Origin of the sequence: Leptolyngbya sp. FACHB-60 (assembly GCF_014695775.1) — a bacterium.
Lineage (GTDB): Bacteria > Cyanobacteriota > Cyanobacteriia > Phormidesmidales > Phormidesmidaceae > Nodosilinea.
Genome location: NZ_JACJOX010000063.1, coordinates 155,155 through 167,302, shown reverse-complemented (window position 1 = coordinate 167,302; position 12,148 = coordinate 155,155). Strand labels below are relative to the sequence as shown.

11 protein-coding genes are annotated in these 12,148 nt (G+C 57.7%); 4 read left to right on the top strand and 7 right to left on the bottom strand.

Annotated features, from left to right (window positions below):
• Window position 1: 1 nt before the first annotated feature.
• The 5 genes from H6F57_RS23965 to H6F57_RS23945 form a co-directional block, all read right to left on the bottom strand.
• Window positions 2-745 carry a toll/interleukin-1 receptor domain-containing protein gene (locus tag H6F57_RS23965; protein ID WP_190631291.1) on the bottom strand — a complete coding sequence of 248 codons (744 nt, stop codon included), beginning with the start codon at window positions 743-745 and terminating at the stop codon, window positions 2-4.
• A gap of 234 nt (window positions 746-979) precedes the next feature.
• Window positions 980-2,293, bottom strand: a complete 1,314-nt coding sequence (locus tag H6F57_RS23960; protein WP_190631364.1) for a leucine-rich repeat-containing protein kinase family protein — start codon at window positions 2,291-2,293, stop codon at window positions 980-982.
• A gap of 150 nt (window positions 2,294-2,443) precedes the next feature.
• On the bottom strand, window positions 2,444-3,073 hold the full coding sequence (locus H6F57_RS23955) for a hypothetical protein (RefSeq protein ID WP_190631289.1): 630 nt from the start codon (window positions 3,071-3,073) through the stop codon (window positions 2,444-2,446).
• Between the two features lie 50 nt (window positions 3,074-3,123).
• Window positions 3,124-3,720 (bottom strand): protoporphyrinogen oxidase HemJ, encoded by a 597-nt coding sequence (gene hemJ / locus H6F57_RS23950; RefSeq protein WP_190631287.1) that lies wholly within the window; start codon window positions 3,718-3,720, stop codon window positions 3,124-3,126.
• A gap of 194 nt (window positions 3,721-3,914) precedes the next feature.
• Window positions 3,915-6,143 (bottom strand): tetratricopeptide repeat protein, encoded by a 2,229-nt coding sequence (locus tag H6F57_RS23945; protein WP_190631285.1) that lies wholly within the window; start codon window positions 6,141-6,143, stop codon window positions 3,915-3,917.
• 165 nt (window positions 6,144-6,308) lie between these two features.
• On the opposite strand from H6F57_RS23945, the gene H6F57_RS23940 reads away from it, so the two are divergent.
• The 4 genes from H6F57_RS23940 to dnaK all read left to right on the top strand — a co-directional run bounded on the left by H6F57_RS23940 (window position 6,309) and on the right by dnaK (window position 9,608).
• Entirely contained in the window at window positions 6,309-6,800 is a 492-nt protein-coding gene (locus tag H6F57_RS23940; protein ID WP_190631284.1) for a hypothetical protein, read from the top strand.
• A gap of 81 nt (window positions 6,801-6,881) precedes the next feature.
• Window positions 6,882-7,172, top strand: coding sequence for a nucleotidyltransferase family protein (locus H6F57_RS23935; RefSeq protein WP_190631283.1), 291 nt, complete (start codon window positions 6,882-6,884; stop codon window positions 7,170-7,172).
• Window positions 7,162-7,512 carry a HepT-like ribonuclease domain-containing protein gene (locus H6F57_RS23930; protein ID WP_190631281.1) on the top strand — a complete coding sequence of 117 codons (351 nt, stop codon included), beginning with the start codon at window positions 7,162-7,164 and terminating at the stop codon, window positions 7,510-7,512. Before H6F57_RS23935 ends, H6F57_RS23930 begins: the two co-directional genes overlap by 11 nt.
• A gap of 185 nt (window positions 7,513-7,697) precedes the next feature.
• Window positions 7,698-9,608, top strand: a complete 1,911-nt coding sequence (gene dnaK, locus H6F57_RS23925; RefSeq protein WP_190631279.1) for a molecular chaperone DnaK — start codon at window positions 7,698-7,700, stop codon at window positions 9,606-9,608.
• Window positions 9,609-9,751: 143 nt separating this feature from the next.
• On the opposite strand, the gene H6F57_RS23920 is transcribed toward dnaK, so the two are convergent.
• Both H6F57_RS23920 and acsF read right to left on the bottom strand, forming a co-directional pair.
• Window positions 9,752-10,444: a hypothetical protein gene (locus tag H6F57_RS23920; RefSeq protein WP_199289985.1), complete on the bottom strand. Its 693-nt coding sequence runs from the start codon at window positions 10,442-10,444 to the stop codon at window positions 9,752-9,754.
• Window positions 10,445-10,793: 349 nt separating this feature from the next.
• Entirely contained in the window at window positions 10,794-11,870 is a 1,077-nt protein-coding gene (acsF, locus tag H6F57_RS23915) for a magnesium-protoporphyrin IX monomethyl ester (oxidative) cyclase (RefSeq protein ID WP_190631277.1), read from the bottom strand.
• Window positions 11,871-12,148: the final 278 nt, after the last annotated feature.

The following is a 12,148-nucleotide window of genomic DNA, read 5'->3' as shown; positions in this document are numbered from 1 at the left end:
GTTAGAGCCAGCGTTTGAGCCAGCTCATGCCTAGAGCTGCGGCATTGTCCTGGCTGGTTTGATGGCGGGCACTTTCAGAGATATATAGCGTTTGCAGCTGAATGGGTTGATGGTGCGATTGCCCATTGGCCTGCACCAGCCAGCGCTGGTATTGGACCAGCTCATCACCTTGAAGCAGTAGATCTGGGTGGCGCTGCTGTCGCTCCCATTGCAGGGCTCTCACCAAGAGTTGGGTATGGGCATGGTGATAATCAGCGGCGTGGTGCAGAGTCTGCAAAAGCTGACGGCCCCCGTCGGTCTGCGTCAGGGGCACCGACCTATCCCGGAGGTCAATGGTCTCCAGGGTTTGCAAGGGCTCGGGCAGGTGGTGGGCAGAGACAGTTTCAATCAGCACTGGCACAATGCGTTTGTTTAGGCTGAGGGCAAACAGCAGCCCCTGTAGACAAAAGACATCGGCCAGGGTGTAAGGCGACAGCACCAGCACATAGTTGTCGCAAGCTTCGGCGGCCCGAGAGATGATCGCCTCATGGTCAGCGTCAGCAGGCCAGGGACAAGGGCATTGCCGGTAGGTAATCTGAGCCTGGGTCAACAACTGGCGCAATGCCTCTACCACCTCGACCTCACCAGGCCCAGCGATCGCTTCGCCAGGGGTGTGGCAACCGTCTTCAGCCGCGTAGGCCAAAAATACCTGAGCTGTTGGGTCAGTGGCAGACTGGCCGTGGCCAGTGACATTGGCGTTGTTCAAAAGCTGTACCTATGCTTGCAATGCACTCGAACCCTGTGCCCAGACTGGCCAACGAGCCGTGCGTTGCCTGGGGTTGTTGCTCCAACTGCCCGCGCCTTGAGGATACCCACTTTTTTAGATTAGCTTGCTATCCTCGGATACACCCGCTCATTTAAGCTGCAACCGTCTCCTGACCCAGTTCAACTACGGCCAGAGCTTTGACTGAGCCCACTGGCGGGCTGAGCCAGATCGGCCTTAGCGAGCTAAAGCAACCAGTTCATCCAGCACATCTTCAAAGGCTGGACGGGCCAACACCTCAGACTGCATGCAGGCGTACTGTAGCTGGCGCAGTCGCAGCACTGGGTCAGAAGCGGCAGGACAGCGATCGAGCAAATCCTCCAGCAGGCAGCCAAAGGCCCGTACCTCCAGACGCTCTAGGGTCTTAGCGGCCTGCCCCGCCCGGTCGTAGAAGCTGGCCGCCCCAAAGTCGCTCAAACAGGTGTCCCCCGCCTCGGTGACTAGGGTGTTGTGCGGATATAGATCGCCGTGGAGAATGCCGCACCGATGCAGGTGGGCGGCAGCAGCGGCTACCCCAATTGCAATGCCCACAGTTGCCTCTAGGGAAAAGGTGACCTCTGGGGAATAGGTGTCGCGAGTGCAGCTCTCTAGGCTGGGGGGGCGGCCCATTACTTGGTAGCTGTGATCCACCAGCGGCAGCACTAGTCCAGATTTCTGCTCGGGGTGACCGACAATTTGCCCCAGAGGGCCAATCAGGTTCGGGTGGACCCCCGCCGCTATGCAGGCCCGCATTTCGTCTTCGGGCAAACCGTCACTGGTGATCGCACCTTTAAACAGCTTGAGGGCAATGGGCATTTCATCTTGACCCTGCTGCCAGGTGCCGCGCGAAATTACACCAGAGGCCCCCTCCCCCAAGATATCGCCCACCGTCAGGTCATCCCAAGCGATTTGAGGTAGCGACTGGGGCTCACTGCCCCAGCCCCGGCAGAAAGGGTTGCCAGCGTAGGCCAGCCAGCTTAGCCGAGGCAGGGCGAGCAGCTGAGGGGGAAGGGCCTCAAGCTGGTTAGCGGCAACGCGGACTAGCTCCAAATTCTGGCAATTGGCCAAACTCTCGGGCAGAGTCCGCAGCTGGTTGCCGGCCAGCATCAGCTTCTGCAGCTTGGTGAGCTGGCCAATCGACTTGGGCAGCGCCTCGATGCGGTTGTCGGTCAAGATGAGCCAGCGGGTGGCGAGGGGTAGCGCCTCAGCGGGCACGGTGGCGATTTGGTTTGCCTTAAACCCAACTATCGTCAGCTGGGGACAGTGGGCTAGCACCTCGGGCACCACTTCAAAAGCATTGTTGTTAAAGAACACCGCCCGCAGGTTGTGCAGCTGGGCAAAGCTGTCGGGCAGGGTAGTCAGGGCATTGTTTGACAGGTCAAGCACTTCGAGGCTGTCTGCCAGCTCCAGAATCTCTTCTGGAAAAGTCGTTAGCCCTGCTGCCAGGTTGAGCCGCCGGGTGCCGGGGCGCAAATGCAACGGTTCGGGGCCGACACTCAGGGGTCGCCGCATTTCCAGATTGTGCATCAGTGTGGCCTCAGGTCGAGTGTCTACGCCTAATGTGGCATTTCCCCAAAGTTACACGTATGAAAATTTGGTGTGGTTTATCGCCGAGCTGGGCGATTAGATCAACCGGGACGGACTCAAGCTTGAGGGGGTGCTCTACCAATCGCCGCGAATCCTGCGCCAGATCAGATAAAGATCTAACCCGCCCCCCAGGGTCAGCAAACTGCCCAAAACCGAAAACAGCAGGCCCATCTGGCGGTTCATCGATTGCTCGTGTAATGACGCCAGATAAGTTTCTTTAGTCTCAAACCCGATCTCTGCCGCGCTGACCACGGGGCGATCGCCAGTTACGCTCAAGGTTCCCAACACCAAAACGGGATCGTTAACTTCAAAGCTACTGCGATAGATACCTACCTGAGAAAGCGTAGATCGTATTCGATACCCCGCCGTCACTTCCACTTCTTTCCCTGGAATTTGCACCCAAAGGGTAGGGGCGTACACCCTCCCCTCGCTGCCTGGGTGATATTCGTTATAAGCAACCACGGGCGGACGATCGCTGAAAGCCATGCGATCGCTCACCTGGCCCTCTATCAGCACCCGAGCACCGCGCTCGTTGAGGGTCGCCGCCGTGGTCACGGGCAGCCGCGCCACCTCCTTGGCATGGTTGGCATCCGCATGGGGTACCACGGCCCAAAGTGGTACCCCAATCATTAACAAGGGAACGCCCACGGCAGCAAACACCCCCGGCACCAAACAGCGATTCAAACAGCGATCCCGCCTGCCCATCGCTACTCCATGGTTTTTGTGATCACCAGTATGCCCTCACCAAGGCTGGTTCAGCTTTGCACGGCTTGGGGCTCAGGCACATCATCTAGAGCCTCTAAAGCCGCTTTCTCCTTATCTAGCCGTCGCTTGCGGGCGTAGAGCTGAATGGTCGCCGCCATAAACACCACCAGCCCCACCATCAGCCAGGTGGTCGCCCCTGTGGGGAAGTTGTTCTTAAATATCACCAGCATGACGATCGCCACCAGCAGCAGGGTGGGGGCTTCGTTGAGCGCCCGCAGCTGCTGCCCCGACCACTTGCATTCGCCTCGGTGCAGCTGACGCATCAGCCGAGCGCAGTAGTGGTGATAGGCCAGCAGCACCGCCACCAGCCCTAGCTTGGCGTGCATCCAGCCATCTTTGAGATACTCGGGCATCTGCACCAGCAGCCCAATGGCCATTACCACCGTCACCACCATGCCGGGGGTAGTAATGATGCCATAGAGGCGCTCTTCCATCACGGTGTACTGGTTCTTGAGAATGCTGCGAGCCGGCTCTGGCTCGGCCTCGGCCTCAACGTGGTAGATAAACAGGCGCACCAGGTAAAACAACCCGGCGAACCACACCACCACGCCGACAATATGAAACGCTTTGAACCAGTAATAGGCCATAGTTCTTCCTGTCATCCGGCCAAAGGCTCTGCTCCGGCGGGATGTTGCAAACCGTTAAGTACGCCTTTCATTGTCCTGCAAGGGTTTGCCCTTGAGAAGGCGGGTGCGATGGTTCTTAACGATTCTGGCTTTGGGACTTTGGATTTTAGAATTTGTCCCCATCTACCCATCCACCCACCTACCCATCCCCACTCCTACAACCGCCGCAACACCTGAGCCAGCAACTCCCCCGGCAGCTTAGAGAGCACCACCTGCTGAGCGGGGATGCCGAAGATTTCAAAGTTGAGGTGGGCGTTGTAAACCAGGGCTGTGATTAGCACCTCCACCTGTTGGGGATAGTCCTGCCAGCCCTGGTAGGCCAGCAGGTATTGGCTGAGGGCAGTTTCTAGATGGCGCTGACGGGCTTCAGGCTGAGTTTCTGGCAGCGCCTGAGCCAGCTGATCGTGAACCACTCCGGCGCTGTGACAGGTGGCCCACAGGTCAAACCCCAAAGCAGGGGGCGGCGTTTCTTGCAGGGCAATTTGGGCGGCGGCCAGGGCGGTTTCGTAGGCGGCAACGGCCTGTTGCAGAGTGGCAATGCGCTGTTCGCCTGCCACAGCCGCCTGCTGAGCCAGATCCCAGTAGGCAGTGCCCAAATTGTTGGCGGTGGCCGCACAACCCGCCGGGGCAGCGTCCACAGTGCGGTACTTGAGGGCAGCCTGGTAGGCGGCGATCGCCCGTTCAAGCAAAAATACGGGCTGCTGGTGCTGGGCCAAACTCCAGTAAGCAATGCCCAGGTTGTTTTGCACCATGGCATATTCCAGCGGCTCATCCTGGGCGGTGCGGTGGGCCAGGGCTTCACCGTAAGCGGCAACGGCCTGGGCCAGGTGGTGCTGGGGCTGGTCATACTGAGACAATCGCCAGTGAATCGCCCCCAGGCTGTTTTGCAGGTTGGCGTAGTCAATGGGCGATCGCGCCGCCGGGCTGTGCAATAGCGCCTGCTGGTACGCCGCCACCGCCTTCTCTAGACAGGGGGCTGGATCCTCCAGGTTCGCCAGCAGCCCGTATACGGTGCCTAGGTTGCCGTAGATGCGCCCTAGGGTGTCGGCAGGGATCGTTTTAGCGCCGCCCTGGAGGGCTTTTTCGTAGGTGCTGACGCTGCGGCGCAGCCAGGGGGCAGGGTCGGGGGTGCTCTCCTGCTGACCCTGAAGCCAGTAGAGGCTGGCCAGGTCGTTGAGGGCGTCGCACCAGTCGGTGCTGCCCTGGGGCAGACCGGCGATCGCCCGGTCATACACCGCCGTCGCAAAGTCCAGCACGCTGGCGGCGGGGGCATCAACCGAGAGGCGATCGCGCCCTATCTGGCCTAGCGCCAGGTACGCCCGCGCTAGGGTCAGTGGCCCCGCCTGCTGCTCTACCAATCCCTGAATGTAGCGCCATAGATTCGCCAGCTCTACATCCTTGGCCAAGTCTGGAGGCAGCTCTAGAGCGTCCGACGGGCGCAGAGATATTGGGCTGGGCGAGACGGGGGCGGGAACCGGCTCAACAGTCGGCAGCACAGGTTCAGCCCGCTGTAGGGCCGCCAGAGTCTCCGCTGCCATGGCCCCCACCGGCGGCATGACAATACTCGAAAACGACCCTTGATCTACAACGGTGTAGCCCTGAGGATTTTGTGGCAGATCATGGTTGCGAGCAGCCTTAGCCTCTGGGTCAAGTAAAGTGGGCAGCTCTACGGACGGCACCGCTGGCTGTGCGGCCGCATCCTTGGGAGTACGATCCTTTGCAGGCGCAGGCTGCTCGAAGGTCGAGAGATCATCCCGCAGCACCCGCCAGAGATCGGGGGGATTAGCCGAGGGGCGACTTGGCGCGGGTGGCACCGCAGGCTCAGTCGGAGCCGAGGGTGGCGCACCAGGTTCGCCCATAAACTCAAACAGGCCGCTGCGCGATCGCCAAAACCCTGGCACCGACTGGCGAATCTTGCCCAACCAGGGGCGCGGCACCCACACCACCAGCCGACAGTCAAGCTGGGTCAGCAGCGCATCGACCCGAATCAGCGAGGCCAAAAACCGGTTTTGCACCGTGGGCGACTGGCGGGTGAACTGAGCGATGCCCACAATTTGAAACACGGGCGTGGTCGGCAGGCTGCTCTGAAGCCGGCGCTGCTGTTTAAGCCACAGCAACACCTCGCGCACCAGGTCGGGGCGATCGCCGCTCAGCCGTAGCGTCACCAGCGTCAACTGCCGCGCCCGCACCTCTGCTGCCAGGGGCACCGTCTCGGGCAGCGGGCTAAAATTAGCCTCTAGGCGCTGGGCCAGCTGCTCTTGCAGGGCCAAATCATCGCACACCGCAATCAACAGCTGCCGTCGCAGGTTAAGTTGCAGCGCCAGTCGCAGTTCTTGATAGGCTTCTTGGTTGTGCCCCAGGTAGGTTTGAGAATTCAAAGACACAGCAGCGATCACGGTGGTTAAGATGCAAGCGGCATGATAAAACTAGTCATTATGAACTAGTGCGCGACGGCTAGAGACTAGCCCAAGTGCAATCGCCCCGCCCCCTTCCATTACACTTCACCCCACGCCAATCGTTTCAGGACGACCGCATCATTTTCAGCCCCAATGAGCGCGAACCAGACCACCTCTCTGGCCCCAACCCCTCTTGAGTTGGCTATTTTGGGCCAACTCAAAGCCATGGGCAGCACCTGCGATTCCCTCTCCACACTGCCCGTCGAGCGAAAAAGTTCTATGCGACAGCGAGTCAAAGCCTGTCAGCAGCTTCAGACCAGAGGCTGGCTGACCTATGACTATGACATCGCCCAATTTGGCCTCACCCTCACCGGCAAAACCCTGCTCAAGCTCGATCTATCAGTGTGGCCTGTCACCCCCGACGAGCTGCTGATTCTGCGATCGTGCCTAGGGGGACGCATTGGCCCTGGCCAGATCCATCGGCGGGTGTCGGTAGGCGATCGCCAGCGGTTGCTAGAGAGACTGGTCGAGCAGGGGCTGATTGTGGTGTACAAGCGGGCGATCGCCGATCTGCACCTCACCCCTGAGGGCAACCGCTACGTTGAAAATGAATTAGGACAAAGCCGAATTCATTTTCGTCAGTAAAGGCAGAGTCAAAATTATAAGTAGCGCGCGTAACCTATAGACAGGAGAATTAGCTCTATACGTTTCAGAATAGCCTTACCCATGAATTGCAGGCATGTTGTAACGTTGGCCCAGGCTCACCAGCACGATCTTGAATTGCTTGGGGTCAAAACCTTGGAATTATTTGGCTCAGTGGCCCGTGACGAAGCCCATGCCAATAGTGATGTCGATTTTTTGGTTGAATTTGCCATTGAGCCTACTCTGTTTGATGTATTTCGAGTACAGCACTATCTCGAAGACCTTTTAGGGTGTGCCGTGGACATGGGCACCCGTGCAGCGCTCAAAGCCCATCTCCGCGAACCCGTCATTAAGGATGCTGTTCGTGTCTTCTAGAGACTGGCTACTTCGCATTCATGACATCTTGACCGCAATCAGCGCTATTCAAGTACGCACCTCAGCCATCAGTTTTGAAGTATTTGAAGATGATGAAACCATCCTCAAGGCAGTGCTCTACGACTTCATCGTCATTGGTGAGGCCTCAGCTAACATTCCTGAAGCGATTCAACAGCGCTATTCTGACCTCCCCTGGCGCTTGATGAAAGACATGCGCAATGTAGCTGCCCACGAATACTTTCAGCTAGACATACCCACTATTTGGAGAACGATTCATCGCAGCCTACCGCCCCTAGTCGAGCCGTTGCAGTCCCTCCTTGAGTACGAGCAGCGATCGTAACTAACCACAAGAGCCACTCACCAGATACACCCTAGGGAAAGGATATCTCCCCCATCTTCCCCATCCCCCTCATCTACTCCTCTACCCCATACCCCGCCTTCCGCGGTTCGGTATCCCCTCCTTCAGAGAAATGGCTTGAGCAAGCACTATAGATGATATAGCTGTCAAGCCGGAGCAAAGACAATATGGGTAAAGTAGTTGGAATCGACCTAGGCACCACAAACTCAGTGGTTGCCGTCATGGAAGGGGGCAAGCCCACCGTTATCGCTAACGCTGAAGGCTTTCGCACTACGCCCTCGGTCGTCGCCTATGCAAAGAACGGCGATCGCCTCGTTGGCCAAATCGCCAAGCGCCAAGCGGTGATGAACACCGAGAACACCTTTTACTCGGTCAAGCGCTTCATCGGTCGTCGTTTCGACGAAGTCACCACCGAGTCGACCGAAGTCGCCTACAAAGTGATGAATGTTGGCAACAACGTCAAAATTGACTGTCCCCAGGCAGGCCAGCAATTTTCGCCCGAAGAAATTTCGGCTCAAATTTTGCGCAAGCTAGCCGACGATGCCGGCAAATACCTGGGCGAAAAAGTCACCCAGGCCGTAATTACTGTGCCGGCCTACTTCAACGACTCCCAGCGCCAGGCCACCAAAGACGCCGGTAAAATTGCTGGTCTCGAAGTGTTGCGTATCATCAACGAGCCGACCGCTGCGTCGCTAGCCTACGGTCTCGATCGCAAGAGCAACGAAACCATCTTGGTCTTTGACCTTGGCGGTGGTACCTTCGACGTCTCCATTCTTGAAGTGGGCGACGGCGTATTTGAAGTACTGGCTACCTCTGGCGACACCCACCTGGGTGGCGACGACTTCGACAAGAAGATCGTTGACTACTTGGCGGGCGAGTTTCAAAAGATGGAAGGCATCGAACTGCGCAAAGATAAGCAGGCCCTGCAACGCCTGACTGAAGCCGCTGAAAAAGCCAAAATCGAGCTGTCGAGCGTCACCCAGGCAGAGATTAACCTGCCCTTTATCACCGCCACCCAGGACGGCCCTAAGCACCTGGAAATGACCCTCACCCGAGGTAAATTCGAGGAGCTGTGCGCCGATCTGATCGATCGCTGCCGCATCCCCGTCGAGCAGGCCCTAAAGGATGCCAAGATAGCCAAAACCGCCATTGACGAAGTGGTGCTGGTAGGTGGTTCCACCCGCATTCCCGCCATCAAAGACGTGGTCAAGCGCACCCTTGACAAAGAGCCTAACGAAACCGTCAACCCTGACGAGGTCGTAGCTGTAGGGGCTGCTATTCAAGGTGGCGTGCTGGCCGGTGAAGTCAAAGACATTCTGCTGCTCGATGTTACCCCCCTGTCTCTGGGTGTGGAAACCCTTGGCGGCGTGATGACCAAGCTGATCACCCGCAACACCACCATTCCCACTAAGAAGTCGGAGGTGTTCTCCACCGCCCAAGACGGCCAAACCAACGTGGAAATTAAGGTGCTCCAGGGCGAGCGTGAAATGGCCAGCGATAACAAGAGCTTGGGTAACTTCCAGCTCTCTGGCATTCCCCCCGCGCCCCGTGGTGTGCCCCAAGTCGAGGTGATCTTTGACATTGACGCCAACGGCATTCTCAATGTCACCGCCAAAGACAAGGGCACCGGCAAAGAGCAGACCATCACCATCTCGGGGGCTTCCACCCTCGACGAGAACGAGGTCGAGCGCATGGTGAAGGATGCCGAGGCCAACTCCGCCGCTGACAAAGAGCGTCGTGAGCGCATCGACCTCAAGAACCAGGCTGACTCGCTCACCTACCAGGCCGAGAAGCAGCTCACCGACATGGGTGACAAGGTGCCCGCTGCCGACAAAGAGAAAGCTGAGGAGCAGATCAAGGCGCTGAGAACCGCCATTGAAGCCGAGGACTTTGACACCATCAAAACCCTCACCGGCGAACTGCAACAGACCCTCTATGGCATTAGCACCAACCTGTATCAGCAGGCTGCTGGCGACGCCGCCGGTGGTGCAGCCCCTGGCCCCGACGCTACCCCTGGCGATAGCTCCGGTGGCGACGATGTAATCGATGCCGAGTTTTCTGAACCCGGCTCGAACTAACTGGGCACCTGCCCTAGCCCACAGCCTTGCTTCGGCTAGCTAAAAGGTGGAGAGCGATCGCTCTCCACCTTTTTTTGTGTTGAACTGGCACACCTTAGGAGCTTTGCAGACCTCTATTGATACCCACCCTGTAGCAACAATTGCTAGAGCAACAGTTCTAAAGAAACTCCGACGCGGCTGTCTTGGCCAAAACGAGAGTTTTGCCGCTGAAAATCGGTGCCCAGCCGCAGCTGACGAGTCACGGCATAGCCGATCGCTAGGCTCGTAATCCCCACCTCACTTTCACTGCCCGGTGCCACCCAGCGCTGGCTCAGGGCCAAATCGGCACCGCCACCCCGCGAGGGCACCAGCATCAGGCGCAGGCCCACATCTAGCCCGTCGGTCTGGTAAGACGGGGTGCTGAGAGAGCGATAGCCCACCGTGGGCGCAAGGTTGAAATAGCCGCCCAAAGGCAGCAGGTAGTACCGCGCCTCACCGCCATAAGATTCGCGCTGGCCATTCCAGCTGCGGCTGTAGTCAACGCTGGCGGCGAGGCCTGTGCCCGGCGCCACAAATACGTCTTCGAGCGCTGCCCCAAAACCGCCAATTTGCCCTGTAGAGGGAAACTGGGCATAGCCCACCCGCAGCCTGGTGCGAAAGCTAGGTCGGTGACGAATCTCGTCGGCCACATCGGGCACATCTTCTAACCAGCGCTGGAGTGTAGGGCTGGCTTCAATCACAGCCGGGTCAAGGTCGAGGGTAGGGGCCACTGCCTCAGGTTCGAGGGCGAGTGTTTCTGGGGTAACGGCGCTAACTGTTGGCAGGGTCGCCTCCAAGGAAACCGTACAAGATTTCACAAAATCGACGGTCTGAGGGCAAAGGGCTAGGCCAGACGCTGCCAGATTAGGGGGGTCTGCAAGAACAGGCCTTGTAGGCACAACCTCCCCAGCAACATTAGGTTGCCCCTCAAGCGCCATTGCACTCTGCCCAACTCCAAACACTGCCAGACAGCCCCCCAGACGCAACAGTTGAGTTTTTGTCAACACCACTCGGCGGCTCCTAGCTCACACAATGAATCCTATGCATCTTACCGCCTTCGTCCAGCAGCGCTGCCACCCGGTGGACAGGCAAAAAAAGCGGCCTCACTCAAAGAGCAAAACCGCTGGGGGAAACGAGGATAGCGTTCCGATAAATGGCTAATGCCCTCTAGCGCACCTGGCCGCGTGTCGCCATGGCGTCTATGGGTTTGAGGAAGTAGAGCTGCACCAGCTGCCAGCCGATAGTGGCAATGTGAGGCAGTTGTTGCAGCTTCTTCAGCGGCTTAGGCTGATTCGACTCAGCAATCTTGCTCAACTTGGAGTTAGCAGCGGCAGCCACATCCAATCGCTTAAAGAAGCTGGGGTGCTCGACATTCAGCGTCACTGGAAACACTCGACCAGCGGTCTTGTTGGTTTTCTCGATGACTTCGATGTCGTACTCACGGACATTCAACCCGAGGGATTCGTAAAAACCTCTGGCCCGGAGATCGTTGAGGTACATGGTGGCAAACACCGACAGCAGGAAGAAGCGGCACCACAGCCTGGCCTTCCAGTCGTTGAGAATTTTGGGCTGGGACTTCATGAAGGCAGAGAAGAAGTCGCCGTGGCGGTTTTCGTCTTGGCACCAGTTCTCAAAGAACCGGAAAATGGGGTAGATCTCGTTTTCAGGGTGAGACTCGAGGTGGCGGAAGATGGTGATGTAGCGCCAGTAGCCAATCTTCTCTGACAGGTAAGTGGCGTAGAGGATGAACTTGGGCTTAAAGAAGGTGTAGTCTTTGCTCTTGGTTAAAAAGCCCAGGTCTAGCTGCATGTTGAAGTCAGCCATGGCCTTGTTGAGAAAGCCCGCGTGACGCGCTTCGTCGCGCGATATCAGCTCAAAGCACTCAGACAGCAGAGGGTTTTTGCCCTTGAGGCGACGGCTCAATTCTTTGTAGAGCAAAAAGCCAGAGAACTCAGAGGTGCAGGAGCGCTCCAGAAATTCTACAAACACCTGCCGGGTTTCGCCGGTGACACAGTCCCAAGACTGGTCAAAGACCTCGCTGCGGACGAAGTGGTGACGGTTGTAGTCAGCCCGCAACTCGTCGAGGATGGCAAGCATCTCGTCTTCGTTGATGGAGAGGTCCATGGCGGCCATCTCGTCAAAGTCGGTGGTATAAAACCGAGGGGTGAGAATGGTGTCTTTAGCGGGAGACTTTACCCCTGGGCGAATCTCTTGTAATTCAGGCTTTTTAAGGGAATCTACCATGAGTCCTTCGATGGCGCGGTGAACGTGAGCCGGTCTATCTCCCGGCGGGCGATGCTAAGGGGAAGCAGTCTTTGCAACTCTGACGCTCTGGACTAATTCACATCCTGAGAACAGAGAAAAGGACAACTGTCCAATGAATCGCTAAATGTCAGTGTATCAGGGCTTTTAAGACAGTCGGCAAGGCTTTAAGTTTTGCAACAAAACCTTTCGATAGATAACGCTAGCAGAAAAGCCTTTCGTGCAAATTCGTTAAGGGGCAGGGTTTCGGGTGTTGCGTC